The sequence below is a fragment of the Azonexus hydrophilus DSM 23864 genome, from assembly GCF_000429605.1.
In the GTDB taxonomy this organism is placed as follows: domain Bacteria; phylum Pseudomonadota; class Gammaproteobacteria; order Burkholderiales; family Rhodocyclaceae; genus Azonexus; species Azonexus hydrophilus.
Window position 1 is genome coordinate 485973 of the sequence record NZ_AUCE01000012.1, and the last position, 24988, is coordinate 510960.

A 24988-nucleotide genomic window follows, 5' to 3' on the forward strand; every position below is an offset into this window, starting at 1 on the left:
GTGGCAGGAAGGCACCGATTATGTCCGAGCTGACATTGCGGGCCAAGCCCTGACAGGCGCCGTTGTGCTGCAATTGCGATCTCCTTTGATTGAGGTCAATCTTTTGGGGGGGATATGTCGTGGCAGACATAGTCGATGATTTACTAGTAGGATGCCCAGAGGGTGCCCTTGCCCTTCGTCGCTATAATTCCGTTCATGTTCCCCATTTCGGCTTGTCCAGCATGCCTTTGAGTCGACGTCTGTCAATTTGCTGTTTCGCTACACTGTTATCCACGGCTGTGCTGGCGCAGGAGGAGCACGAAGAGATGTTCTTCAGCCAGCTGCCGGTGGTATTCACCGTCAGTCGCATGCCGCAACCGATTTCCGAGGCACCGGGAGCAGTCACTGTTCTGGATCGGGAGATCATCCGCGCCTCCGGTGCTCGCAGCGTCGCGGAGCTGCTGCGTCTGGTGCCCGGCTTTCAGTTTTCGCCACGAACGAACGAACCTGCACGCACCAGTTATCACGGCATTCCCGATGATAGTTTCGCCTCACGCGCGCAAGTCCTCGTCGATGGCCGTTCACTTTATTCCGCCCTGTTCATGGGGGGGGTGAATTGGGATCTGATGCCGGTTGCTCTCGAGGATATCGAGCGTATCGAGGTCATGCGCGGTACCAACGTGGCTGCCTATGGGACCAACGCCTTCATGGGCGTGATCAATATCGTCACTCTCGACCCTTCGCTGGCCCGGGGAACGTCCATTTCCATCTCCCAGGGAAACGACGGTATCCGTGATCGTCTACTGCGCTGGGGCGGAAAACTGGGGAATGCCGATGTGCGGATGACCTATCAGATGCAGGGGGACGATGGGGTGAGATTTGTTCCACTGAATTCCGGTGAACCGGGTCATGTGGCTAACGATATCCGCAATCAGCTATTCAATTTGCGGGCCACGCTTCCGCTCGGCCATAGCGATGAACTGGATTTTTCCTTGGGGCATGTTGGCGGAGACATCAGTCAGGGGCGTAGTGATCAGGGGGATAGCCCACCTCGCACGGCGACACATGCCACGCAATATGTGCAGTTCAATTGGCGTCGTCAGCTATCGGAACGCTCCGAACTGAGATTGCGCTACTCGCGCACCCGCGAAAGGCTTGATGATCATGTCAACAGTACGGTGAGAGTGACTTCGCCTGTTACGGTGGACTTGCTGCTCGATCAGGAAATGGGCGGCGAGGCAACTCGTGACGAATTGGAAATCCAGCATGCTTTTTCCCCAATAGCCAGTACTCGCCTCGTTTGGGGCCTGGGGACACGCAGCGACGAGACGCGAGCGCCGCTTTATTTTCAAGCCGTCGCCAAGAGAGAGGTACAACGGCTCTTTGCCCACCTTGAGTGGCGCCCGGCACGGCAGTGGTTGGTTAATCTTGGTGGGAGTCTGGATCGGGACAGTCTGACCGGTAGCGATTTTTCGTCCAGGTTCAGTGCCAGTTACCATTTGACCCCTGAGCACACCTTGCGCCTCGGTCTTGCCCGCGCCTATCGCATACCCTCCATCTATCACCACCAGGGCTTGCTTTCCTATTCCGGGACGAATGGTAACGTTACATTGACCCGCCGCCTCTTTCTGGCCTCCGGAGAGGTCGATCCAGAGCAGTTGACCAGTTTGGAATTGGGCTATTACGGTGAATTCAAGCGCTTGAGTGCTTCCCTGGATGTGCGCTTGTTCGACGAACGGATCCCGAATCGCGTCGCCAGATTGGGGAAGAATTTTGCGCCTTTGGCGACTTGCGAATATGTGATCGTGGCGCCGAGCTTAAGCGGGACTTGTGGAACAGGCGCTGACTATGCGGCCAATGCAGAGAGCCTGCGTATCAACGGCCTCGAATATCAGGCGCGCTGGCAACCGCTGGAGGGCACGCGAGTGATCCTGAACCAGTCATGGGTCAAGTTGCGTTCGCATCTGCTGGATGTGGAAACCAGCTATTCTCCGAGTGACAAGGATCGTATCCTCGATCAGACCCGGGTTTCTGCCCCGCGGCTGTCAAGCAGTCTGATGCTGATGCAGAAACTACCTTATGGCGTGGAGCTGACAGTCAGCAGCAATCATGTCGGCAGGATGCGCTGGAATCGCAATTACCCCGGCAACCAGAACACCTTGCCCAGTTATGTCCGCACCGACGTCAGGCTTGCCCGTGCCTTTCGCCTGGGCGGCAATCGTGCAGAAGTGGCCTATGTCGGGCAAGCGGTCGATGGCGGACATCTGGCCCACACCTACTCATGGCTTTTTGAGCCGAGGCACTGGCTGACGCTGCGCCTGGAAATGTAAGTAAAAAAAGCGCCGGGCTTGCACCCGGCGCTTTGGCCTCTGCGGGATCGGGGCGTCTGCTGCGCCCTCTCTGTTACGCCATCGCTTCGTACAGCGGCAGGGTCAGGAACTCCGGGTAGTCCGGGGTCAGCGACATGCGGTCGAAGATTTCGGCGGCCTGGTCGTAGGTGGCAGTGTCCTCGCCCTGAGCGGTGACGGTGGCCTTCACCTTGGCCAGTTCCTCAGCGATCATCGGGCGGACCATTTCCACGGTGACCTTGCGGCCGTCGTCGAGGATGCCCTTCGGCGAAACCACCCACTGCCAGACTTGCGAGCGGGAGATTTCGGCGGTGGCGGCGTCTTCCATCAGGTTGTGGATGGGCACGCAGCCGTTGCCGGCCAGCCAGGAACCGAGGTAATGAATGCCGACGTTGATGTTGTTCCGGAGGCCGGCTTCGGTGATCGGGGTGGTCGGGCGGAAGTCCAGCCACTGTTCCGGACCGAACTTGCCTTCAACCTGCTTCTCGAACTGGTTCGGACGGTCGCCGAGGACCTTGACGAACTCTTCCATGGCGATGGGCACCAGGCCCGGGTGGGCCACCCAGCCGCCGTCGAAGCCGTCGTTGGCGTCGCGGGTCTTGTCGTGGCGGATGCCGGCCAGCGCCTTTTCGTTGGCCACCGGGTCGTTCTTGATCGGGATCAGGGCCGACATGCCGCCCATCGCCGGGGCGCCACGCTTGTGGCAGGCCTGGACGAGGGCCAGGGCGTAGCCGCGCATGAACGGCACTTCCATGGTGATGGCGCTACGCTGGGCCAGGCAGAAGTCCTGGTTCTTCTTGAACTTCTTGATGCAGGAGAAGATGTAGTCCCAGCGACCGGCGTTCAGACCAGCGGAGTGGTTGCGCAGTTCGTAGAGGATTTCTTCCATCTCGAAGGTGGCGAGGATGGTTTCGACCAGCACGGTGGCCTTGATCGTGCCCTGCGGCAGGCCGACGTGGTCCTGGGCCATGACGAAGGCGTCGTTCCACAGACGGGCTTCGAGGTGGCTTTCCATCTTCGGCAGGTAGTAGAACGGGCCAGCGCCGCGGGCGATCTGTTCCTTGGCGTTGTGGAAGAAGACCAGGCCGAAGTCGAACAGGCCGCCGGAGACGCGCTGGCCGTCAACGAGGACGTGCTTTTCGTCGAGGTGCCAGCCGCGCGGACGGATCTGCAGGGTGGCGATCTTGTCGTTGAGCTTGTATTCCTTGCCGTTCTCGTTCTTGAACGACAGTTCGCGGCGGATCGCCTTGTACAGGTTCACCTGGCCCTGGATCTGGTTTTCCCAGTTCGGGCTGTTGGAATCCTCGAAGTCGGTCATGTAGGAGTCAGCGCCCGAGTTGAAGGCGTTGATGATCATCTTGGCTTCGACCGGGCCGGTGATTTCAACGCGGCGGCACTGCAGCGCGGCCGGCACCGGGGCGACCTTCCAGTCGCCGTTGCGGATGTGGGCGGTTTCCGGCAGGAAGTCCGGCATTTCGCCGGCGTCGATGCGAGCCTGGCGCTCGAGGCGGGCCTTCAGCAGTTCCTGGCGACGGGCCTCGAAGGCGCGGTGCAGCTTGGCGACGAACTCGAGTGCCTCGGTGGTCAGGATGGATTCCCATTCGGGCTTGATCGGGGCGTTGATTTGCACGCCAGCGGGCAGGTTGATGGCCATGAGAGGACCTCCGGTAGTGAGTGATTGAAATGCGGCAATGCGATGCATTGTATGAGTCTTCTATAAGACTTGAAATACCGCTAGAATCACTTCATCTTTTACTGTGGGTATCAAATGAGCCGCTTAAAGCAGATCGAAGCCTTCGTCAGTGTCGCAACCCGGGGCAGTTTGTCGGCGGCGGCCCGGCTGGAAGGCGTCACGCCGGCCATCATCGGGCGCCGTATCGACGCGCTCGAAGCGCGCCTGGGCGTGCGTCTGCTGTTGCGTACCACGCGCCGGCTGACCTTGACCTTCGAGGGGCAGGCCTTCCTCGAAGACTGTCAGAAGCTGCTCAACGACCTAGCCAACGCCGAAGCCGCCGTTTCCCTGGGTGGGGTGCAGGCCAGCGGTTATCTCAAGATATCGGCGCCGGCGGGTTTCGGTCGTCAGCATGTGGCGCCGCTGGTCGGCGACTTCATGCAGGCCAATCCGGAGGTCCGGGTCAATCTCAACCTCAGCGACCGCCTGGTCGACCTGATCAACGAGAACATCGACTGCGCCATCCGGATCGGCGAAATGACCGATTCCAGCTTGGTCAGCGTGCGTCTCGGCGAAATGCGCCGGATGGTGGTGGCCAGTCCGGCCTACCTGGTCGCGCACGGCGTGCCGCGGACGCCGGATGACCTGGCCGGGCACAATTGCCTCTCGCTCGGGCAGCAGCGTGGCTGGCTGTTCCGCCATCCGGACAGCGGCGAAACCCGGACGCTCAAAGTCGGCGGCAGTTTCGAGTGCAATGACGGTGCGGTGCTGCACGAATGGGCATTGGCCGGGCGCGGGCTGGCCTGGCGCTCGTTATGGGAAGTAGGGGGCGATCTCAAGGAAGGCCGGCTGACCTCTGTGCTCGATGCCTGGCAGGCGCCACCCATGGGCATCTACGCGGTGTTTCCCCAGCGCCGGCATCTGCCTTTGCGGGTGCGCCTGTTCATTGACCTGCTCAAGGAAAACTACAGCCGGCCCAGCTATTGGGAATTGCGGTGAAAAAGCCGGTTTTTCGGGTGCTGGGGGTGTGTTCGCTCGTTCTGGGCGGGATCGGTGTCGTCCTGCCGCTGCTGCCGACCACACCTTTCCTGATTCTTGCCGCTTACTGCTTTGCCCGCTCGCATCCGGAATGGGAGGCGCGGCTGCTCAATCATCCGCGGGCTGGACCGGCGATCATCGCTTGGCGCGAGCGTGGCGCCATTCCCTTGGTTGCCAAACGCCTGGCGACGCTGATGCTGGCGATCAGCGCCGTGGTCGGCTGGTTTTCCTTGCCCGGTGACTGGCGCTACCTGCCATCAAGCATCGGTGTGGTCATCCTGCTGTGGATGTGGTCTCGTCCGTCTGAGTAGTTTTTGTTTGATTTTTCCGGCGCAAAAAAAGACCGCGTTCGGATGAGGCGGTCTTTTAAGCGTCTGGGACGCTTGAGCCCGTTGCTGTCAGGCTTCCGCTTTGCGCAGGACTTCGTAAAGCTCGTCCTTGAGCGCCAGCTTTTCCTTCTTCAGCACTTCAATTTCCAGTGGGGTACCCGGTTCGACGTGGTTTTCCATGTTCTTGATTTTCTGGTCAAGCTCATTGTGCTTGTCGAACAGGTTCTGGAAGTGGCGATCCGTGGTTTTCAGCCGGGTGATCAGGTCTCGGTATTCGGGAAACATCGCATGCTCCTTTGTGGTTGTATGTTCAGTTCGATTCTACGCCTGTCTGGCGCCGACGATGAAAAAGGCCGATCCCTTTTGAGGATCGGCCTTCTGGATGCCGCAGGATGTCGCGGCAATCGTAAGCGGTTGCTTAGTGGAACTGTTCTTCTTCGGTCGAGCCGGTGAGGGCCTTGACGGAGGAGGAGCCACCCTGGATGACGGTGGTGACTTCGTCGAAGTAACCGGTACCGACTTCCTGCTGGTGCGAAACGAAGGTGTAGCCGTCTTCGCGGGCTGCGAATTCCGGTTCCTGAACCATGTTCACGTAGTGCTTCATGCCTTCGCCGCGAGCGTAGGCGTGGGCGAACTTGAAGGTGTTGTACCAATTGACGTGGATACCGGCCAGGGTGATGAACTGGTACTTGTAGCCCAGCGCCGACAGTTCTTCCTGGAAGGAAGCGATCTGCGAGTCGTTCAGGTTCTTCTTCCAGTTGAACGACGGCGAGCAGTTGTACGACAGCAGCTTGCCCGGGCAGGCGGCCTGAACGGCCTGGGCGAATTCGCGGGCGAAGCCGATATCGGGCACGCCGGTTTCGCACCAGACGAGGTCAGCGTACGGGGCGTAGGCCACGCCGCGGGAGATCGACTGCTCCAGACCGTTCTTGACGCGGTAGAAACCTTCCTGGGTGCGCTCGCCGGTGAGGAACGGCTTGTCGTTCTCGTCGTAGTCGGAGGTGATCAGGTTGGCGGCTTCGGCATCGGTACGGGCCAGGATCAGGGTCGGAACGCCCATGACGTCAGCAGCGAAACGAGCGGAGATCAGCTTTTCAACGGCTTCGCGGGTCGGGACGAGCACCTTGCCGCCCATGTGGCCGCACTTCTTGGCGGCAGCCAGCTGGTCTTCGAAGTGAACACCGGCAGCGCCCGAGGCGATCATGTTCTTCATCAGTTCGAAGGCGTTCAGCACGCCGCCGAAACCGGCTTCCGCGTCGGCAACGATCGGCAGGAAGTAGTCGATGAAGCCTTCGTCGCCCGGGTTGATGCCACGCGACCACTGGATTTCGTCAGCGCGCTTGAAGGTGTTGTTGATGCGGCGAACCATGGTCGGCACGGAGTCGTAGGCGTACAGCGACTGGTCCGGGTACATGGTTTCGGAGGTGTTGCCGTCGGCAGCAACCTGCCAGCCGGACAGATACACGGCTTCCAGGCCAGCCTTGGCCTGTTGCATGGCTTGACCAGCGGTGATGGCGCCGAAGGCGTTCACATAACCCTTCTTGGCACCGCCGTTGACCTTTTCCCAGAGGACCTTGGCGCCGCGCTGGGCCAGGGTGTATTCCGGCTGCAGGGAGCCACGCAGGCGAACCACGTCAGCAGCGGAGTAGCCGCGCTTGACGAGCTTCCAACGGGGGTTTTCGGCCCAGTCTTTTTCCAGGGCGGCGATTTGCTGTTCGCGAGTGCTCATGTGTATTCCTCAGAAGTTGGGTTGGGAAATCGGTATTGCGCAGAAACATTTTTACGTTCTGCGATGTCCGACAGTATAGATAAAATCGTGCACGGCAGCAATGGTCTTATATAAGACATAAGACAAAAAAATATTATTTTAAAACAAGATATTGGGCGACAAATTTTGCAATGTGAAACGATGTTCATGCCAGTGAAACGCGGTGCAACATTTTTTGCACCGCGCTTACCCCGTTTTTGCGCTTGACCGCACCGGGCTGGCGAGGTTGAATTCAACGAATTTAGATATATTTGGTGATTCCATGGAATTCTTCAGAGGTCTCTACGACTGGGTCGAGCGCACTTTCTGGAACTCGTTGACCAAGAAGTTGATGAGTTTCCTGCTGCTCTTCTTCATCGATCTCTTCTACCTCGGTATCTATGTCCATCAGAAGGGCGTGGTGGCCGAGGAAATGGCGAAATCGGGGGCGCCAGCAGAAGTCCTGCAGCGCCTTTCCGAGAGTCTGGATCAGGGGTTGATGCTGATGATAGGGCTGACTGTCATTGCCCTGTGCTGGAATCTCCTGCAGATTCTCTACATTCGTTACCTGATCCTGCGCCCGGTGCGCATGATCGCTACCATTTTTGACGAGATCGGGCGCGGGGAAGGCGATTTCTCGCGCAATCTGCCGACCATCACCCACGACGAGTTGCGCACCCTGGCCGAGGCCTACAACCGCTTCGCCGACAAGATGCGCGAGATCATCAGCGAAGTCCGCAAGATGAGTGTGAACATCGCGCGTGAAGCGGTGGTAGTCAAACGCACCGTTTCTTCGACGGCGACACGAGCCGACCAGCAGGGGCAGATTGCCAACTCGGTGTTCGGCGCCAGTTCCGAGGCCGTGCAGGCGATCCAGGAGGTCTCCAGTTCGGCCGAACTGATTTCGCATTCAACCGACACCAACCTTGCCACAGCGCGAAACTCGCTCGACGAGATGCAGGACATCGTCGGCAAGGTCCAGGGCGTCAGCAACAAGCTGCATCAGTTCAACGAAACCGTTGGCCATCTGGCCGAGCGTTCCGACAGCATTCGCCAGATTGCCGGGCTGATCAAGGATATTGCCGACCAGACCAACCTGCTGGCGCTCAACGCGGCGATCGAGGCGGCGCGGGCCGGCGAGATGGGACGCGGTTTCGCCGTGGTTGCCGACGAGGTGCGCAAGCTGGCCGAGCGGGTCAACGTGGCGACCCAGGAAATCACCGTGAACATCGGCGGCATGATCGACCTGGTCCGCGAAACCCAGCGTGAGAACGAAGTCATCAACGGCGACATCCGCTTGACGCGGGAAGTGGTTGAACGTTCGTCCGGCGAGTTCCAGCAGATGGTCGGCAATTTTGAACGTACCGGCGACCAGTTGAACCAAATTGCCGCTGCCATGGAGCAACTGACGGCGACCAATTCCCAGGTGCATGAGTCGGTGCATCAGGTGCACGATTTGTCGATCGAAGTTGCCGGCAGCATGAAGTCTTCCGAGCAGACAACGCAGGCGCTCAGCCAGGCGACCGAGAGCGTCCAGGAGCTGGTCTCGCGCTTCAAGATCGGGCGCGGTGCATTCGACTTCAACGTCGACAAGGCACGCCAGTTCCGTGATGCCATCCAGGACAAACTGGCCGAACTGGCATCGCGCGGGGTCGATATCTGGGATCAGAACTATCGCCCGATGCCCAACACCAATCCGCAGAAGTACGAGGTCAGCTATTGCAGCAGCTTCGAACAGCAGATCCAGCCCTTGTTCGAGCAGGCGCTATCCAGCCTGCGCGGCGGCGTCTATGCGCTGATCATCGATAACCGGGGTTATGGTGCCATCCACAACCAGAAATTCTCCCGGCCCCTGACCGGCAACTACCAGAACGATCTGGTCGGAAACCGTACCCGGCGCATCTGGGACGACGTGACCGGGCAGCGTGGGGCGAAAAATACCCAGCCGCTGCTGGTCCAGACCTACGCCCGCGATACCGGGGAAATCCTGTCCGAAATCAACATGCCGATCATGGTCGGTGGCCGTCACTGGGGAACAGTGCGGGTCGGCTGCGAAAGCGCCGTGCTGCTGGAGGGCTGAGCCCCGTCTCAGTCGCCCAGCAGGGTGGCGCCCTGGCGGGCGCCATAGTTGGTCTGCCGGTCCATCTCGCGTTCGGCCGCGGCGGCCTCCCGCATCATTCTTTCGCCCAGACCGTTGGCGGCGCGGGTGAGCTCGGCGCAGGAGGGCATTTGCGGCAGGCGCAGGATGCCTTCATCGATGCGTCGTCCGTAGTCCCGGGCAATCTTCACGTGTTCCATTTCGTGCGCGCGGAGCGCCAGCAGGTAGAGGTCGAAACGACGGCGAACCGCTGGATCGCCCGTGTTGAGTTGCGGTAGCGTGAGTTCGGCCTGCAGGCTGGTGCGGTTGCTGGTAACCCGACAACGACCGTCGCGTTCTTCCCACCAACGGAAATTCCACTGAATGTTCCACGCCGTGTAGGCATGAAACACCTGGCCATCCTGCCGGATCGGTGAGTGCCGGTTCAGACTGGACAGCAGCGTCGTCCCGGGGCGGTGGTCAGCGGTGTAATGGCGGGTGCGGATGCTTTCCTGAAGTTCGGCCCAGGCCGGTGGAGCGGCCTGGGTCAGCAGCCAGAATGCCGCGACGAGATGGCGATTCAGAGCAGTGGTTTGGCCGACACGAGCACGCCATCCTCGTCGGCGTAGAGCCATTCGCCAGGATGGAAGGTGACGCCGCCGAAAGTCAGCGGCAGATTGCGGTCGCCGATGCCTTTCTTGACGGTTTTCTGCGGGTGCGTGTTGAGGGCGCGCACGCCGATGTCGATACCGTTGATGTCACCGGAGTCGCGGATGCAGCCATAGACGACCACGCCTTCCCAGCCGTTCTTGTGGGCCAGGATGGCCAACTGGTCGCCGACCAGGGCGCAGCGCAGCGAGCCGCCGCCATCGATGACCAGCACCTTGCCCTGACCGGGCTCATTGAAGATTTCGCGGACCAGGGTGTTGTCCTCGAAAATCTTCAGCGTGACGATCTCGCCGGAAAAAGCCGTGCGGCCGCCGTAGCGCTGGAACATCGGGGCGACAACGCGCACCGTCTTGCCGAGTTCGGTCTCGTACTGGTCGCACAGGTCGGGGGTCTTGAAGCTCATTCGGGTCTCCGGAAATGAAAAAGCCGTGCAATCTTGCACGGCTTTTGGGGGGAAAGGCAATTGTCAGACGGTGGCTTCGAGGTTTTCTTCCTCGAAATCGAGTTTGATCTTGCCGTCCGCGTCGAGGTCGACCGTGACCTTGCCGCCGCTGGCCAGCTTGCCGAACAGCAATTCGTCGGCCAGTGCCGAGCGGATCGTGTCCTGGATCAGACGGGCCATCGGCCGCGCGCCCATGAGCGGGTCGAAGCCCTTTTCGGCGAGCATTTCCTTGACCGCATCGGTGAAGTGGGCCTCGACCTTCTTCTCGTGCAGCTGTTCTTCCAGCTGCATCAGGAACTTGTCGACGACGCGCAGGATGATGTCGTGGTCGAGCGGCCGGAAGGAAATCGTGGCGTCCAGCCGGTTGCGGAACTCGGGCGTGAACAGGCGCTTGATTTCGGCCATTTCGTCGCCGGTTTCCTTGCTCGACGTGAAGCCCATCGACGACTTCTGCAGGTCGGCGGCGCCGGCATTGGTGGTCATGATGATGACCACGTTGCGGAAGTCGGCCTTGCGTCCGTTGTTGTCGGTCAGTGTGCCGTGGTCCATGACCTGGAGCAGGATGTTGAAGATGTCCGGATGCGCTTTCTCGATTTCGTCGAGGAGCAGCACGCAGTAGGGCTTCTTGGTGATCGCTTCGGTCAGCAGGCCACCCTGGTCGAAGCCGACGTAGCCCGGCGGCGCGCCGATCAGGCGGGAGACGGCGTGACGTTCCATGTACTCGGACATGTCGAAACGTTGCAGTTCGATGCCGAGGAAGTAGGCCAGTTGCTTGGCGACTTCGGTCTTGCCGACGCCGGTCGGGCCGGAGAACAGGAAGGAGCCGATCGGCTTGCCCGGGTTGCCGAGGCCGGACCGGGCCATCTTGATCGCCTTGGTCAGCGCATCGATCGACTTGTCCTGCCCGAAGACGGTCGCCTTCAGGTCGCGGTCGAGGTTCTTGAGTACGCTGCGGTCGTCCATCGACACGTGCTGCGACGGAATGCGGGCAATCTTGGCGACGATTTCCTCGATGTCGGTCTTGTTGATCGTCTTCTTCTGCTTGGACTTCGGCAGGATGCGCTGGGCTGCGCCGGCCTCGTCGATGACGTCGATGGCCTTGTCCGGCAGGTGACGGTCGGTGATGTAGCGTGAGGCCAGCTCGACTGCCGACGCGATCGCCGTGGTCGAGTACTTGATCCCGTGGTGCGCCTCGAAGCGTGCCTTCAGGCCCTTGAGGATTTCGATGGTCTCGGCGACCGACGGCTCATTGACGTCGATCTTCTGGAAGCGCCGCGACAGCGCGCTGTCCTTCTCGAAAATGCCACGGAACTCGGTGTAGGTGGTGGCGCCGATGCACTTCAGTTGGCCTGACGACAGCGCCGGCTTGAGCAGGTTGGAGGCATCGAGCGTGCCGCCCGAGGCCGAGCCGGCGCCGATCAGGGTGTGGATCTCGTCGATGAACAGGATCGCGTGCGGGTTGTCCTGCAGCGCTTTCAGGACGCCCTTCAGACGCTGCTCGAAGTCGCCGCGATACTTGGTGCCGGCCAGCAGCGAACCCATGTCCAGCGAATAAACGTTGGCCTTGGCCAGGATTTCCGGCACGTCGCCCTCGACCACCTTGCGCGCCAGGCCTTCGGCGATCGCCGTCTTGCCGACGCCGGCTTCGCCGACCAGCAGCGGATTGTTCTTGCGCCGCCGGCACAGCGTCTGGATGACGCGTTCGAGTTCCTTGTCGCGGCCGATCAACGGGTCGATCTTGCCCTGCAGCGCGAGTGCGTTGAGGTTGATCGTGTATTGCTCGAGCGGGCCGGCTTCGGCCTTTTCGCCCTCGGTCTCGACCTCGCCTTCCGGCGTGGCCTTCTGTTGCGGCACCTTGCTGATGCCGTGCGAGATGTAATTGACCACGTCGAGCCGGGTGACGCCCTGCTTCTGCAGGAAATACACGGCGTGCGAATCCTTTTCGCCGTAGATGGCGACCAGCACGTTGGCGCCGTTCACTTCCTTCTTGCCCGAAGATTGGACATGCAGGATGGCGCGCTGGATGACGCGCTGGAAACCCAGGGTCGGCTGGGTATCGATGTCGTCCTCGCCGGAGACGGTCGGCGTGTGCTCGTCGATGAAATTGCTCAGATCCTTGCGCAGCGTGTCGGGTTTCGCACCACAGGCACGCAGGGCGTCGGCGGCCGACGGATTGTCGATCAGGGCTAGCAGGAGGTGCTCGACGGTGATGAATTCGTGGCGCTTCTGGCGCGCCTCAACGAAGGCCATGTGCAGGCTGACTTCGAGTTCCTGGGCAATCATCAGTTTTCCTCCATGATGCACGCTAGCGGGTGCTGGTGCTGGCGGGCGTACGCCGTGACTTGTTCGACTTTGGTCGCCGCGATGTCCCGGGGGAAAATCCCGCAGGTACCGCGACCCTCGTTGTGAACTTTGAGCATGATTCGTGTCGCTTGTTCAGTATCCAACGAAAAAAAACGTTGCAAAACGTTGATGACGAAATCCATGGGTGTGAAATCGTCGTTCAGCAACATCACCTTGTACATGCGTGGCGGCCGCAGCTTGCTGCGCAATGCCTCAAGTTGTCCGCCTTCCTGAATCTTGGTAGCCATGCGTTCGATTCTATACAGTCCGTCCCAATCTGCAACACTAACGAACAAGCAATTCCCTTGCCTGAAACCATGCTGCGCTGCGGCATTGAAAATTGTTGACGGAAAAATTCAACTGGCGTAAAAAATGGCTGTGTTTGGATTCAGGCTGTATCGCGGGTACTACGTGTTCCGGGTCGTTGAGCTCAAACAGGGAGTCGGGGAGACCCGGAAATTCGTACGCTTTTTTGTAGGAAAGTAGCAGATATGGCAATCGGTACTGTCAAGTGGTTCAATGATTCCAAGGGCTTCGGTTTCATTACGCCCGACGATGGCAGCGAAGACCTCTTCGCACATTTCTCCGCCATCAACATGAATGGCTTCAAGACCCTGAAGGAAGGCGAGAAGGTCTCCTTCGAAGTGGTTCAGGGGCCGAAAGGCAAGCAAGCATCCAATATCCAGCGCGCCTGATACTCGCGGATAAACGGAAAGCAAAAAGCCCGTCGATTCGACGGGCTTTTTTTCGTCTGGCAGTCCCTTAGCCGACGGTGATTTCGTCCTGGCGCTGGGCGCCGGTATTGTCGGTCCATTGGACCGACAACTTGTCGCCGGCCTTGATGCCGCCGGCCTTGAAGGCGAACAGCGGGTTGCGCGAAATCGAGGTGTTCAGTTGCCCGTCGATCAGTGCCTGACCGTTCAGTTTCACGGAAAAGGTCTGGATGAAATGCACGGGCACCGGTTTGCCGGATTCGTCGCGGCGCTGGCCGGTTTCCATCGGATGGTGCATGAGCACGCGAATGTCGGCAATTTCGCCCTGAAGTTGTGCGCGGATACGGATCGGTTCGCTCATTTCAGCCTCCACAGCCGCCAAGGGTGACCTTGATTTCGCGGAAGGCCACATGATTGCGACCGTCCGCCGTGCGGGCAACGGCCCGGATGCGCATGGTCTCGGCGAGTTTCAATTGCACCCTGGCGTAGGGCAGGGCTTTGCCGTTGAAGTTGAGTTCGGCGCACAGGGGCATCGGATTCTTCTCGGCGATGATCAGCAGGCTGCGCGTGTTGGGCAGCTTGCACAGGATTTCGATCTCGACCTTGCCGCCGTTTTCGGCGATTTCCGGTGCCTTGAATTCGATTTCCCGCGATTCGGCCGAGGCAGCGACGCCCAGCCTGGTCAGCGCGTCGGCGGCGTTCTGTGCGGTGAAGGCACTGCGTTTCCATTCGCTGGCCAGGACGCGTCCCGGCGTCAGCAGGCCAGCGCCCAGCAAGGGGGCGAGCAGCGTCGCCGAGACGCCGCCTTTGAGTAGTTTTCTGCGTAGTTCCATGAGTCGTTTTTCAGTCAGCTTGCCAATGTCCAGATTTGCCGCCCTTTTTCTCGAGCAGGCGGATGTTGTCGATGCGCATGCCGCGATCGACGGCCTTGCACATGTCGTAGATAGTCAGCAACCCGACCGACGCCGCGGTCAGGGCTTCCATTTCGACACCGGTGCGGCCGAAACATTCCGCCGTGACTTCGCAATGCACGGCGTGCTGCGTCTCGTCGATGACAAAGTCGGCGGCAACGCGGGTCAGGGCAATCGGGTGGCACAGCGGGATCAGATCGCCGGTGCGCTTGCTGGCCTGGATCGCGGCAAGGCGGGCGATGCCGAGGACATCGCCTTTCTTGGCCGAGCCTTCGCGGATCAGCGCCAGGGTTTCCGGCTGCATGGTGATGGTGCCGGCGGCACGGGCGACGCGCGCAGTTTCCTGCTTGGCGCCGACATCGACCATGTGCGCCTGGCCGGCGCTGTCGAAATGCGTCAGGGGGGAGTCGGTCACGGTAGCTTACTTTTGGTTACGAAGTGCCCGGCGGTGGCCGGAATGACTGCGCTATCATAGCACCATGCCTCGAATCAGACGCCTCATTGCGCTTGTCCTGGCCGCCGTCATGGCGGTTTCGCCCGTTGCCGCGCAGAATCTGCCCGAACTCGGCGAAGTGTCGAGCGAGGCGCTGTCGATTGCTACCGAGAAGCGTATCGGGCAGCAGATCATGCAACAGATCCGGCAGCGTGAGGCTGCCTATCTTGAGGACCACGACGTCGAGGCCTACCTGAATCATCTGGGCGGACGACTGGCCGGTTTCAGCCACGATCCGGGCTTCGGTTTCGAGTTCTTCGCCATCAACGATCCGAGCATCAACGCCTTCGCCATGCCCGGCGGCTACATCGGTGTGCATACCGGGCTCATCCTGTCGGCGCAGAGCGAGTCCGAACTGGCCGGCGTGCTGGCGCACGAGGTTTCGCACGTCACCCAGCGCCATATTGCCCGCCAGTTGTTCCAGTCCAAGCGCATCAGCATCGCGTCGATGGTGGCGATGGGCCTGGGCCTGCTCGCTGCCAGTTCCAATCCGCAGGCGGCCAGCGCCGCCATTGCGGCTTCGCAGGCCGGTGCGATCTCGGCGCAATTGGCGTATTCGCGCGATTTCGAGCGCGAGTCGGACCGCCTCGGCTTCGAGATGCTCGGCAAGGCCGGTTTCGACGAACGGGGCATGGCAGCATTCTTCGAGCGCCTGCAGCAATCGGTTCGTCTGTACGAAAACAATGCCATTGCCTATCTGCGTACCCACCCGCTGACCGGCGAGCGTCTGGCCGACATGCAGAATCGGGAACAGGGGCTGGCTTATCGCCAGGTGCCGGACAGCCTGGAATTCCATCTGGTGCGGGCCCGCTTGCGGGCCATGCAGGGGCGTCCGGCCGACGTGATCCGGGATTTGTCGGCGCAACTGGCCGAACGCAAGTTCACTTCCGAGGTGGCTACTCGCTACGGTCTGGCGACTGCCCATTTCCGGGCCCGCGACTGGCCGGCGGCACAGCGCGAGATCGATGCGGCGCGGGCACTCAAGCAGTCGTCGGCGATGCTCGAGCGGCTGGCCGCCGATGTCCGGGTTGCCCAGGGCAAGACGGACGAGGGTTTGCGTATCTACCGCGATGCGATGGCGCGTTATCCGCTGAACCGGGCGCTGCTCTACGGCTATGGCGCCGCCTTGCTCGAGGCGCGGCGTTTCAACGACGCCCTGCGTTTTGCCGAAGGGCAGTTGCGGGTGGCTGCCGACGACATCCGGCTGCATCGCCTGCGTGCCGCCTCCCATGCCGGTCTCGGCCAGAACGCCATGCAGCATCGGGCGCTGGCCGAAGTCTTTGCCTTGCAGGGACAGACGGCCGGGGCCATCGAACAGCTGGAATTGGCCGCCAAGGCCGGCGACGGTAATTTCTACGAAATGTCGGCCATCGATGCACGTTTGCGGGAACTCAAACTGCGACGTCTTGAAGAACTCAAGGAAAGCCGCAATTAAGGGTAAAATCCCGACATTGTTCCCAGATAAAACGACCATGGAATTTGATCGCGACCTCGACGTAAAGGGCCTGAATTGCCCGCTGCCCATCCTGCGCACCAAGAAGACCCTGGCCGAAATGGATTCCGGTCAGGTGCTGCGTGTGCAGGCGACCGATCCCGGTTCCCTGAAGGACTTCCCCGCATTTGCCAAGCAGACCGGCAACGAGCTGGTCGCCCAGCGGGAAGAGGATCGGGTTTTCGAGTACTACCTGAAGCGCAAATAAGCTCCGGATTCACCGCGTTTTTCGAAGACAGGCGGGCGCCGGCGGGCGAACCCGCCGCTTTTCGTTTCGCCGGTTTCGTCTCGCTGATCGAGGCTGTCGACCGGCAGACGCTGGCCGATGCATTGCGGCAGATCGACGAAACACCGGCGTGGACGGTCGTCGCGCTCGACTACGAACTGGGTTACCTGCTCGAGCCGCGCTCGGCGCCGCCGGGCTGGCAACCGGACGGTCGGCCCTTGGCGCGCTTCTGGCGTTTCCGCGAACGCATCGCACTGGACGCAGCGCAGGCTGCGGGCTGGCTGGCCGATCACGCGCCGGGCCGGCCGGCCGGCATTGGCGGCTGGCATGAAACGCTCGATGAGCCTGCCTATGTCGACGCGATTGACCGGATCAAGGCGTGGATTGCCGCCGGCGATTGCTATCAGGTCAATTTCACCTTTCCGCTCGAATTCGACTGGTTCGGCTCGCCGCTCGACCTGTACGCCCGGCTGCGTCAGCGCCAGCCGGTCCGCTACGGTGGTTTTGTCGGCGATGATCGGCAGGGGATCGTCTCGCTGTCGCCGGAGCTGTTCGTCGAACGGCGCGGTGAGCGCTTGCTGACCCGGCCGATGAAGGGAACGGCGCCGCTGGATATGCCGCCGGAAGTGCTGCGCGATTCGCTCAAGGATCGCGCCGAAAACCTGATGATCGTCGATCTGCTGCGCAACGACCTTGGCCGTATCGCCGACAACGGCAGCGTGCGTGTTGACCGCCTGTTCGAGATCGAGGATTACCCGACGGTGCGCCAGATGGTTTCGGAAATTTCCGCGTCGGTCGGTGGTCGGCGTTTTGCCGAAATCCTGCCGGCGCTGTTTCCCTGCGGTTCGATCACCGGCGCGCCCAAGATCCGTGCCATGCAGATCATCGGCGAACTGGAAGCGGCACCGCGCGGCATCTACACCGGCGCTTTCGGCTGGCTGGCGCCGGATGGCGACTTCCGGCTCAACGTCGCCATCCGTACGCTGGCACTGGCTGCCGGTGGATGCGGGCGGATGGGCGTTGGCAGCGGCATCGTTGCCGATTCCGAGGGGGCGGCCGAATGGGCCGAGTGCCGGCTGAAGGCTGCTTTCCTGCGCGATTGCGATCCCGGCTTGCAATTGATCGAAACCCTGCGCCGCGACGGCGGCGTCTATCCCATGTGGGCCGGGCACCTGGCGCGCCTGAAACGTTCTGCCGCCTGGCTGGGTTTTCCGCTCGACGAGCAGTTGCTGTGCCGGGAGCTCGCCGGGCAGCCGACCGCCGGTACCTGGCGGGTGCGGCTGACGCTCGACAAGGCGGGTACGATCACCGTGCACTCCTTTCCATTGGCGACGACGCCGTCTGAGGTTCAGGAGGCGGTCCTGGCGGCGACGCCGATCGATGCCGACGATCCGCTGCGCCGCCACAAGACGACGGCGCGGGCGGTTTACGACCGGGCGCTCGAGGATTTGCCGGCCGGCTGTTTCGACGCGATTTTTCTCAATCAACGGGGCGAAGTGGCCGAAGGCGCACGCAGCAACGTCTTCGTCGAGCGCGACGGTGTGCTGCTGACGCCGCCCTTGAGCAGCGGCGCCTTGCCCGGCGTGTTGCGGGCCAGCTTGCTGGCCAGCGGGCGCGCCCGCGAGGCGGTGCTGTACCCGGCCGATCTGGCCGCAGGTTTCTGGCTGGGCAATGCCCTGCGCGGCCTGATGCCGGCGCGCTGGCAGCAGGCCGGCTGAAAACGCGTTTCAGCCGGCCCGGTTTTCAGCCGAGCTTGGCCAGTTGCGGCTTGAGTTTTTCCAGCGTGGCGCTGAAATCGGCGACCCGCTGCTTTTCCTGATCGATCACGGCAGCCGGCGCGCGGGCGACGAAGCCCTCGTTGGCGAGCTTGCCCTGGGCAATCGCGATCTGCTTTTCCAGCTTCTCGATTTCTTTACCCAGACGGATCTTCTCGGCGGCAACGTCGATCTCGACCTTGAGCATCAGCCGGGTTTCGCCGACGACGGCGACCGGCGCCATGGCGTCCTGCGGAATGTCGGCGACGATCTGGACTTCCGACAGCTTGGCCAGCGATTGCAGGATGGGCGCGAACTCGGCGATTTCTTCACCGCCGCCGGCAACCAGCAGCGGCATGCGCTGGGCCGGCGAAAGATTCATTTCGCCACGCAGGTTGCGGCAGGCGTGGGTCAGCGCTTTCAGTCGCTCGACCTTGGCTTCGCTGGCTGCGTCGAGGCGCGACAGGTCGGCACGCGGGTAGGCGGCGAGCATGATCGAGTCGTGCGTCTTGCGCCCGGCAATCGGGGCGACGGTCTGCCACAGTTCCTCGGTGACGAAGGGAATCAGTGGGTGGGCCAGGCGCAGGATGGCTTCCAGCGTGCGGATCAGGGTCCGGCGGGCGCCGCGCTGCTGGGCTTCGTCGCCGGTCTGGATTTCGACTTTGGCGATTTCCAGATACCAGTCGCAGAACTCGTCCCAGACGAACTTGTAGATGGCCTGGGCGAGCAGATCGAAGCGGTAGTCGATGAAGTGCTGCTCGACCTCGGCTTCGACGCGTTGCAGCTGGCTGACGATCCAGCGGTCGGCGAAGCTGAATTTCAGGCGCGATTCACCTTCCGGCACGGCGCAGGCACCGCCCTGCAACTGCTGGTGGTCGAGCGCCAGGTCGTGGCCTTCGACGTTCATCAGCACGAAGCGCGTGGCGTTCCACAGCTTGTTGCAGAAATTGCGGTAGCCGTCGCAGCGATTCAGGTCGAACTTGATGTCACGGCCGGGCGAGGCGAGCGAGGCGAAGGTGAAGCGCAGCGCATCGGTACCGAAGGCTGGGATGCCCTCCGGGAATTCCTTGCGCGTCTTCTTGGCGATGCTTTCGGCCTGCTTCGGGTTCATCAGGCCGAAGGTGCGTTTCTCGACCAGCGCGTCGATGCCGATGCCGTCGATCAGGTCGATCGGGTCGAGCACGTTGCCCTTGGATTTCGACATCTTCTGGCCTTCGCCGTCGCGGATCAGGCCGTGCACATAGACGTGCTTGAACGGGATCTGGCCGGTGATCTGCTTGGTCATCATGACCATGCGCGCGACCCAGAAGAAGATGATGTCGAAGCCGGTGACCAGCACCGATGACGGCAGGTATTGCTTGAGCAGCGGGTTGGCCGCGTCGACGGCTTCGTCGCCGGTCCAGTCCAGCGTCGAGAACGGCCACAGGGCGGACGAGAACCAGGTGTCGAGGACGTCCTCGTCGCGGCTCAACTGGCCGGCGTAACCGGCCTTGTCGGCCTGGGCGCGGGCTTCCTCCTCGCTGTGGGCGACGAAGACCTCGCCATTGACGCCGTACCACGCCGGAATCTGGTGGCCCCACCACAGCTGGCGGGAGATGCACCAGTCCTGGATGTTGTTCAGCCACTGGTTGTAGGTGTTGACCCAGTTTTCCGGGTAGAACTTGATCTCGCCGGAATGGACGACTTCCAGCGCCTTTTCCGTGATCGACTTGCCGTCCTCGCCAGGCTTGCTCATGGCGACGAACCACTGGTCGGTCAGCATCGGCTCGATCACGACATTGGTCCGGTCGCCGCGCGGCACCTTCAGCTTGTGCTTGTCGACCTTGACCAGGATGCCTTGTTCTTCGAGGTCGGCGACGACGGCCTTGCGGGCGTCGAAGCGGTCCAGGCCGCGATATTTTTCCGGCGCGTGATCGTTGATCTTCGCGTCCAGCGTCAGGATCGAGATCATCGGCAGGTTGTGGCGCTGGCCGACGGCGTAGTCGTTGAAGTCGTGGGCCGGCGTGACCTTGACGCAGCCGGTACCGAATTCGAGATCGACGTAGCTGTCAGCGATCACCGGGATTTCGCGGCCGGTCAGCGGCAGTTTCACCATCTTGCCGATCATGTGCTTGTAGCGCTCGTCTTCCGGATGGACCATCACGGCGGTGTCGCCGAGCATGGTTTCCGGACGCGTCGTGGCGACCACCAGGCTATCCGAGCCGTCGGCCAGCGGGTAGCGGATCTGCCACATGAAGCCGTCTTCCTCTTCCTGCACAACTTCCAGATCGGAGACGGCGGTGTGCAGCTTCGGGTCCCAGTTCACCAGGCGCTTGCCGCGGTAGATCAGGCCTTCGTTGAACAGGCGGACGAAGGTTTCGGTGACGACCTTGTTGAGGCCGGCATCCATGGTGAAGCGCTCGCGCGTCCAGTCCGGGCTGGTGCCCATGCGGCGCATCTGCTTGGTGATGGTGTTGCCCGAGTATTCCTTCCATTCCCAGACCTTTTCCAGGAACTTCTCGCGGCCGAGGTCGTGGCGGCTGATGCCCTGCGCATCGAGCTGGCGCTCGACGACAATCTGGGTGGCGATGCCGGCGTGGTCGGTGCCCGGCTGCCACAGCGTGTTGTGGCCGCGCATCCGGTAGTAGCGGGTCAGCGCGTCCATGATCGTCTGGTTGAAGCCGTGACCCATGTGCAGCGTGCCGGTCACATTGGGCGGCGGCAGCAGGATGCAGAAATTGTCTTGCTGCTTGCTGTCTACGCCGGCCGCGAAGTAATTTTTGGCCTCCCACTCGGGATACCAGTGGCGTTCGATGTCGGCGGGTTCAAAGGCTTTGGCGAGTTCCATGGGCTTGGCGACGAGTGGGGAAAACCGACGATTATACCCAGCCGGGGAATCAGTGAGTATCGAATTCCGTAGCTGCGGGAGGGGCTAGCACGATGCCCCAGGCCGCGTCCCGGTATCCCGGTTCCCGCCAGTGATGCTGCCATGGAAAGTGTTTGATGTCGGGCTGCTTGGTGATCCGGTATTCGGTCAGTAGTTGTTGCAGTTCCTTTTCGCCATCCAGTTTGCCATTGTTCGTTGTCCAGACGATGGCGAGGCTTTGCCCGGTCGGGATACTGCCAGTCGACTGGCCGGCGATTTCAATGCGTGCTTGTGGGAAATAAGGCCGAAGATTGCCGCCAGTCTGGACGCTGTTGGTGATCAGCAGGCCGTCGCTGAATCCCCGGGCGCGGATGTCGTTCGCCAGTTCGGCGTAGGGAATTCCCCAGCGGCAACGAGAACAGAAGGGTTCCTGGACGAACAGGTTGCCGGCCCGCATGCCGTAGGCGGTGGCAGTAAAGGCCAGCAGAATGATCATGAACGCCTTGATGCGCCCGGGGGACGGTTGTGATTCGCTGATCTTTGCGGTCAGCCAGATGACGGTCGGCAGGAACATGGGCAGCAAGCCATGCACGGCGTAATTCGAATGGGCGAACAGTAGTCCCTTGATCAAGACGAGGCCAAACAACTGGAGCAACAACATGTCGCGCAGCCAGCGCAACAGGTTTACACCGCCGTCGGCAGGCGAGGGGGCCTGCCACAGGCCGCGCCAGATGCCAGGAAAAGTTGCCGGAACAATGAATATCCATGGTGCGAGAACAAGAATCGGGAGAAGCAGCGCATCGCGTGCCCCGGCGAGCATGCCGGCAGGTGAGTGAGATGCAAGATCAGGGCGATAGGTGGCGACCAGTTCGTTCAGGCGCTGTGGCTCGCCACTCAGCCAAAGCAGGTAGGGGGCGGCGATCAGCAAGGTCAGCGGCAGGCAGGCAAGGAGTCGCGCCGAGAACAGGCGCTCCCTGATCTGCGGCTGCAAGCTGCCGGCCAGCAATAGCGCGATGAAGAAAGCAATGAACCAATGTTCGCTGAGCAGGCCGAGGCCGATGAGCAAGGAAAAAAGTAACGTGTCGCGCCAGCGTCCGTGTTCGGCAAGCTGGATGGCTGCCCACAGGGTGGCCATGATCAGGAACATGGTCCCGACCCGATGGGTGAAGCCTTCGTGCAATCGCCAGAAGGTCTGGTAAACCGCGGCCAGTGATTCGACCGCAATGAATGCCCACCAGGGGCTACCGGTAAGGCGCCGGGTAATCAGGAAAATGAAAGCAGCAACGCCGGTCAGCAGCGAATATTTGAGGACGAGAAAACTGGCCGGACCGTGGCCCATGACTTGCTGCAACAACCACAGCAGCCAGTTGTAGAGCGGGCCATGCTCAGTGGTGTAGCCATTGGCCAGGGTCTGCACAAGCAGATTGTCGAGCGGGTCGTCTTCGCCCAGGTTGTTCGAGGCAATGAGGCGGGTCGTACCATGCACGAATGTATAGATCGCAACTGCGATCATCACGCCAGGTAGCGACAGGAAGAATTCCTTCCGCGCCGGAAAACGTCTGCAGGGGCTGCCAGTGATCATGGTGCTGGTTTGCGATGACCCGCATGCGGGTCATCGCATCTCTTGTTCGGCCAGATAATCGCGAATAGTCGCTTCAATGATGGTGGGGAGCGCTTGATTCAGCCGCTGGATGATCTGCTGGCTCAGTTCGCGAATGATGGCTTCCTGGGTTTCTGCTGCGCTGATGTCTGCCGGCTCGGTCCGGGTCTCCGCTTGAATTGCTGGCGAACACGGCATGGTCTTCGCTGGCGGCGGATTTTCGACATCGAAGAGTGTCGGGATGTCGTCGGCGGGCAATGCGTCGGTGAGCACCGGGACATCCTCGCTGTCGGTGGTGTTCAGGTGACGGCGTTGCATCAGGGCGTCGGCGCGGGCAAGGATGGGGCTGGGCATGCGTCCTCCTAGCGGTCGTTCAGGTCAAAGTAACGGACTTCACAGCCCTGTTCCTTGTAAAGACGAACCCGTTCCCGGGCGGCCAGTCGTTCATCCTCGTCCTGGCCGACGACTTCGATCAGGCTCTGGAAGCGCTGGTAGGCGGCCGGGATGTCGCGCGAAAGATTCATCAGTCTTTCGGTTTGCGCGATCTTGTCCAGCTTGACGGCGATCAGGATAGTCGTTTCGTCGGCATGCGGCGCGTCGGCCCGGCAGTGCGGGACGAAACTCAACTGGTCGCGCGTCCATAGCAGGCGGTCGACACTGTCGGCGACCGCTTGGTCCGGCGCATAGACCAGCATCGGCTTGCGTTTGGCCCAGGCGCCGCCGATCAGTGCGCAGGCGGCGGCGATCTTGTCCGATGCCCCGTGGTAGAAGAAGACCTGGGTCAATCGACTTGTCCGGCGCGTTGCATCAGGTACTGGGTCAGCAGCGGAACCGGCCGCCCGGTGGCGCCCTTGTCCTTGCCCGAGGTCCAGGCCGTGCCGGCGATGTCGAGGTGCGCCCAGTCGTATTTCTTGGTGAACCGCGACAGGAAGCAGGCGGCGCTGATCGCACCGCCCCAGCGGCCACCGATGTTGGCCATGTCGGCAAACGGACTTTTCAGCAAATCCTGGTATTCGTCCCACAGCGGCAGGTGCCAGGCGCGGTCGCCGGTTTCCTCGCCGGCTTCGAGCAGGTCGCGGGCCAGGCTGTCCTTGTTGGCGAACAGGCCGGTGGCAACGTTGCCGAGGGCGACGACGCAGGCGCCGGTGAGGGTGGCGACGTCGATGACGATCTCGGGGTTGAAGCGCTCGGCGTAGGTCAGCGCGTCGCAGAGGATCAGGCGGCCTTCAGCGTCGGTGTTGAGGATTTCGATGGTCTGGCCGGACATCGAGGTGACGATGTCGCCCGGGCGGGTGGCCTTGCCGTCGGGCATGTTCTCGGTCGCCGGCACGATTACCGTCAGGTTGATCGGCAGGGCCATCTTCGCCACCGCCTTGATCGCGCCGAGCACGCTGGCGGCGCCGCACATGTCGTACTTCATCTCGTCCATGTCGGCACCAGGCTTCAGCGAAATGCCACCGGTGTCGAAAGTGACGCCCTTGCCGACCAGGATCACGGGTTTTTCGGACTTGGCTGCGCCCTTGTAATGCAGGACGATCAGTTTGGGTGGCTGTTCGGCGCCATGGGCAACCGCCAGCAGCGAATGCATGCCGAGGGCTTCCATGTCGCTGCGTTCGAGGACCTCGCAGTCCAGTCCGAATTCTGCGGCCAGCGCCCGGGCTTGTTCGGCGAGATAGGTCGGGTGGCAGACATTCGGCGGCAGGTTGCCGAGATCGCGCGTCAAGGCGCAGGCTTCGCCGATGGCCAGGCCTTGCTGCAGGGCGTTTTCAGCCAGGCCGAGTTCGTTGCGCCGTTCGACGATCAGGGTCAGCTTGCGCAGCGGTCGACGGGGCTCGTCGGCCTTGCTCTTGAATTGCTCGAAGCGGTAGGTGGCGGTCAGCGCGCTGACCACTGCCTGGCGGATGCGCCAGGCAATGCCGCGTTTGCGGACGGCGACTTCGCTGAGGAACACGCTGGCATCCTGGGCGCCGGTTCCGTCGAGGGCCTTGACCGCCGTGCGGATGGCGGAACAGTAGTCCTTTTCCCGGAAGTCCTTTTCTTTGCCCAGGCCGACCAGCAGGATGCGGTCGCTGAGCGTGCCGGGAACGTTGTGCAGCAGCAGGGTGGAGCCAGACTTGCCGTTCATGTCGCCGCGCCGGACGATTTCACCGATGAAACCGCCGGATGCGTTGTCGAGCAGTTCGGCGGAAAGCGTCAGGCGCCGGTTCTCGAACACGCCGACGACGACGCAAGCGCTGCGCTGTTTCTCCGGGCTACCACTTTTTATGCTAAATTCCACGCGCTGCTCCTAGTACCAAGGAAATATCGGCA

The 24988-nt window shown here is 61.6% G+C and carries 23 protein-coding genes; 8 read left to right on the plus strand and 15 right to left on the minus strand.

Annotated elements, in window-relative coordinates:
- Window positions 1–305: 305 nt before the first annotated feature.
- Window positions 306–2309, plus strand: a complete 2004-nt coding sequence (locus G471_RS0106505; protein WP_169720482.1) for a TonB-dependent receptor plug domain-containing protein — start codon at window positions 306–308, stop codon at window positions 2307–2309.
- 73 nt (window positions 2310–2382) lie between these two features.
- Here the strand turns inward: G471_RS0106505 and aceB are convergent, their stop codons facing one another.
- On the minus strand, window positions 2383–3981 hold the full coding sequence (gene aceB / locus G471_RS0106510) for a malate synthase A (protein ID WP_028994637.1): 1599 nt from the start codon (window positions 3979–3981) through the stop codon (window positions 2383–2385).
- 114 nt (window positions 3982–4095) lie between these two features.
- Here aceB and G471_RS0106515 point away from each other — a divergent pair, with 114 nt between their 5' ends.
- Together G471_RS0106515 and G471_RS0106520 are read left to right on the plus strand one after the other, a co-directional pair.
- Window positions 4096–4998, plus strand: coding sequence for a LysR family transcriptional regulator (locus G471_RS0106515; RefSeq protein ID WP_028994638.1), 903 nt, complete (start codon window positions 4096–4098; stop codon window positions 4996–4998).
- Window positions 4995–5348, plus strand: a complete 354-nt coding sequence (locus tag G471_RS0106520) for a YbaN family protein (RefSeq protein WP_028994639.1) — start codon at window positions 4995–4997, stop codon at window positions 5346–5348. The genes G471_RS0106515 and G471_RS0106520 overlap by 4 nt, the downstream gene beginning before the upstream one ends.
- 87 nt (window positions 5349–5435) lie before the next feature.
- Here the strand turns inward: G471_RS0106520 and G471_RS0106525 are convergent, their stop codons facing one another.
- Window positions 5436–5651, minus strand: a complete 216-nt coding sequence (locus G471_RS0106525) for an HP1242/YdcH family protein (protein ID WP_028994640.1) — start codon at window positions 5649–5651, stop codon at window positions 5436–5438.
- Between the two features lie 133 nt (window positions 5652–5784).
- Window positions 5785–7095, minus strand: a complete 1311-nt coding sequence (gene aceA / locus G471_RS0106530; protein WP_028994641.1) for an isocitrate lyase — start codon at window positions 7093–7095, stop codon at window positions 5785–5787.
- Between the two features lie 301 nt (window positions 7096–7396).
- On the opposite strand from aceA, the gene G471_RS0106535 reads away from it, so the two are divergent.
- On the plus strand, window positions 7397–9193 hold the full coding sequence (locus G471_RS0106535; RefSeq protein ID WP_028994642.1) for a methyl-accepting chemotaxis protein: 1797 nt from the start codon (window positions 7397–7399) through the stop codon (window positions 9191–9193).
- Window positions 9194–9201: 8 nt separating this feature from the next.
- Here the strand turns inward: G471_RS0106535 and G471_RS0106540 are convergent, their stop codons facing one another.
- The 4 genes from G471_RS0106540 to clpS form a co-directional block, all read right to left on the minus strand.
- A complete protein-coding gene (locus G471_RS0106540; protein ID WP_028994643.1) occupies window positions 9202–9825 on the minus strand; it encodes a DUF922 domain-containing protein in 624 nt (207 codons plus the stop codon).
- Window positions 9771–10262, minus strand: coding sequence for a ribonuclease E activity regulator RraA (gene rraA / locus G471_RS0106545; protein WP_028994644.1), 492 nt, complete (start codon window positions 10260–10262; stop codon window positions 9771–9773). The genes G471_RS0106540 and rraA overlap by 55 nt, the downstream gene beginning before the upstream one ends.
- A gap of 63 nt (window positions 10263–10325) precedes the next feature.
- On the minus strand, window positions 10326–12584 hold the full coding sequence (gene clpA, locus G471_RS0106550; RefSeq protein WP_028994645.1) for an ATP-dependent Clp protease ATP-binding subunit ClpA: 2259 nt from the start codon (window positions 12582–12584) through the stop codon (window positions 10326–10328).
- Window positions 12584–12892: an ATP-dependent Clp protease adapter ClpS gene (gene clpS, locus G471_RS0106555; RefSeq protein WP_028994646.1), complete on the minus strand. Its 309-nt coding sequence runs from the start codon at window positions 12890–12892 to the stop codon at window positions 12584–12586. The genes clpA and clpS overlap by 1 nt, the downstream gene beginning before the upstream one ends.
- 243 nt (window positions 12893–13135) lie before the next feature.
- On the opposite strand from clpS, the gene G471_RS0106565 reads away from it, so the two are divergent.
- Window positions 13136–13339 carry a cold-shock protein gene (locus G471_RS0106565; protein WP_028994647.1) on the plus strand — a complete coding sequence of 68 codons (204 nt, stop codon included), beginning with the start codon at window positions 13136–13138 and terminating at the stop codon, window positions 13337–13339.
- Window positions 13340–13406: 67 nt separating this feature from the next.
- Here G471_RS0106565 and soxZ read toward each other — a convergent pair whose 3' ends face one another.
- From soxZ to moaC, 3 genes are read right to left on the minus strand one after another with little or no spacing between them, the layout of a single operon-like run.
- Window positions 13407–13718, minus strand: coding sequence for a thiosulfate oxidation carrier complex protein SoxZ (gene soxZ / locus G471_RS0106570; RefSeq protein ID WP_028994648.1), 312 nt, complete (start codon window positions 13716–13718; stop codon window positions 13407–13409).
- Between the two features lies 1 nt (window position 13719).
- A complete protein-coding gene (soxY, locus tag G471_RS0106575) occupies window positions 13720–14190 on the minus strand; it encodes a thiosulfate oxidation carrier protein SoxY (RefSeq protein WP_043420958.1) in 471 nt (156 codons plus the stop codon).
- A gap of 10 nt (window positions 14191–14200) precedes the next feature.
- On the minus strand, window positions 14201–14683 hold the full coding sequence (gene moaC, locus G471_RS0106580) for a cyclic pyranopterin monophosphate synthase MoaC (RefSeq protein WP_028994650.1): 483 nt from the start codon (window positions 14681–14683) through the stop codon (window positions 14201–14203).
- 64 nt (window positions 14684–14747) lie between these two features.
- Here moaC and G471_RS0106585 point away from each other — a divergent pair, with 64 nt between their 5' ends.
- The 3 genes from G471_RS0106585 (at window position 14748) to pabB (ending at window position 18197) form a co-directional block, all read left to right on the plus strand.
- Window positions 14748–16196: a M48 family metalloprotease gene (locus G471_RS0106585; protein WP_028994651.1), complete on the plus strand. Its 1449-nt coding sequence runs from the start codon at window positions 14748–14750 to the stop codon at window positions 16194–16196.
- A gap of 37 nt (window positions 16197–16233) precedes the next feature.
- Window positions 16234–16461: a sulfurtransferase TusA family protein gene (locus G471_RS0106590; protein WP_028994652.1), complete on the plus strand. Its 228-nt coding sequence runs from the start codon at window positions 16234–16236 to the stop codon at window positions 16459–16461.
- 122 nt (window positions 16462–16583) lie between these two features.
- Window positions 16584–18197 carry an aminodeoxychorismate synthase component I gene (pabB, locus tag G471_RS0106595; RefSeq protein ID WP_051295316.1) on the plus strand — a complete coding sequence of 538 codons (1614 nt, stop codon included), beginning with the start codon at window positions 16584–16586 and terminating at the stop codon, window positions 18195–18197.
- 25 nt (window positions 18198–18222) lie between these two features.
- On the opposite strand, the gene G471_RS0106600 is transcribed toward pabB, so the two are convergent.
- Genes G471_RS0106600 through G471_RS0106620 form a run of 5 tightly spaced genes read right to left on the minus strand, consistent with a single transcriptional unit; the run spans window position 18223 to window position 24956 of the window.
- The gene (locus G471_RS0106600) at window positions 18223–21060 is read right to left on the minus strand and encodes a valine--tRNA ligase (RefSeq protein WP_028994654.1); all 2838 of its coding nucleotides are present in this window, start codon (window positions 21058–21060) and stop codon (window positions 18223–18225) included.
- 49 nt (window positions 21061–21109) lie between these two features.
- On the minus strand, window positions 21110–22660 hold the full coding sequence (locus tag G471_RS0106605) for a glycosyltransferase family 39 protein (protein WP_081700130.1): 1551 nt from the start codon (window positions 22658–22660) through the stop codon (window positions 21110–21112).
- Window positions 22661–22690: 30 nt separating this feature from the next.
- Window positions 22691–23032 (minus strand): hypothetical protein, encoded by a 342-nt coding sequence (locus G471_RS0106610; protein WP_028994656.1) that lies wholly within the window; start codon window positions 23030–23032, stop codon window positions 22691–22693.
- Window positions 23033–23040: 8 nt separating this feature from the next.
- Window positions 23041–23463, minus strand: a complete 423-nt coding sequence (locus G471_RS0106615; protein ID WP_028994657.1) for a DNA polymerase III subunit chi — start codon at window positions 23461–23463, stop codon at window positions 23041–23043.
- A complete protein-coding gene (locus G471_RS0106620; protein WP_028994658.1) occupies window positions 23460–24956 on the minus strand; it encodes a leucyl aminopeptidase in 1497 nt (498 codons plus the stop codon). Before G471_RS0106620 ends, G471_RS0106615 begins: the two co-directional genes overlap by 4 nt.
- Window positions 24957–24988 lie beyond the last annotated feature (32 nt).

Coding starts and splice junctions, on each gene's coding strand:
- G471_RS0106505 (WP_169720482.1), top strand. CDS start 306: ATGTTCTTCAGCCAGCTGCCGGTGGTATTCACCGTCAGTCGCATGCCG.
- aceB (WP_028994637.1), bottom strand. CDS start 3,981: ATGGCCATCAACCTGCCCGCTGGCGTGCAAATCAACGCCCCGATCAAG.
- G471_RS0106515 (WP_028994638.1), top strand. CDS start 4,096: ATGAGCCGCTTAAAGCAGATCGAAGCCTTCGTCAGTGTCGCAACCCGG.
- G471_RS0106525 (WP_028994640.1), bottom strand. CDS start 5,651: ATGTTTCCCGAATACCGAGACCTGATCACCCGGCTGAAAACCACGGAT.
- aceA (WP_028994641.1), bottom strand. CDS start 7,095: ATGAGCACTCGCGAACAGCAAATCGCCGCCCTGGAAAAAGACTGGGCC.
- G471_RS0106535 (WP_028994642.1), top strand. CDS start 7,397: ATGGAATTCTTCAGAGGTCTCTACGACTGGGTCGAGCGCACTTTCTGG.
- G471_RS0106540 (WP_028994643.1), bottom strand. CDS start 9,825: ATGGCTCTACGCCGACGAGGATGGCGTGCTCGTGTCGGCCAAACCACT.
- rraA (WP_028994644.1), bottom strand. CDS start 10,262: ATGAGCTTCAAGACCCCCGACCTGTGCGACCAGTACGAGACCGAACTC.
- clpA (WP_028994645.1), bottom strand. CDS start 12,584: ATGATTGCCCAGGAACTCGAAGTCAGCCTGCACATGGCCTTCGTTGAG.
- clpS (WP_028994646.1), bottom strand. CDS start 12,892: ATGGCTACCAAGATTCAGGAAGGCGGACAACTTGAGGCATTGCGCAGC.
- G471_RS0106565 (WP_028994647.1), top strand. CDS start 13,136: ATGGCAATCGGTACTGTCAAGTGGTTCAATGATTCCAAGGGCTTCGGT.
- soxZ (WP_028994648.1), bottom strand. CDS start 13,718: ATGAGCGAACCGATCCGTATCCGCGCACAACTTCAGGGCGAAATTGCC.
- soxY (WP_043420958.1), bottom strand. CDS start 14,190: ATGGAACTACGCAGAAAACTACTCAAAGGCGGCGTCTCGGCGACGCTG.
- G471_RS0106585 (WP_028994651.1), top strand. CDS start 14,748: ATGCCTCGAATCAGACGCCTCATTGCGCTTGTCCTGGCCGCCGTCATG.
- G471_RS0106590 (WP_028994652.1), top strand. CDS start 16,234: ATGGAATTTGATCGCGACCTCGACGTAAAGGGCCTGAATTGCCCGCTG.
- G471_RS0106600 (WP_028994654.1), bottom strand. CDS start 21,060: ATGGAACTCGCCAAAGCCTTTGAACCCGCCGACATCGAACGCCACTGG.
- G471_RS0106605 (WP_081700130.1), bottom strand. CDS start 22,660: ATGATCACTGGCAGCCCCTGCAGACGTTTTCCGGCGCGGAAGGAATTC.
- G471_RS0106610 (WP_028994656.1), bottom strand. CDS start 23,032: ATGCCCAGCCCCATCCTTGCCCGCGCCGACGCCCTGATGCAACGCCGT.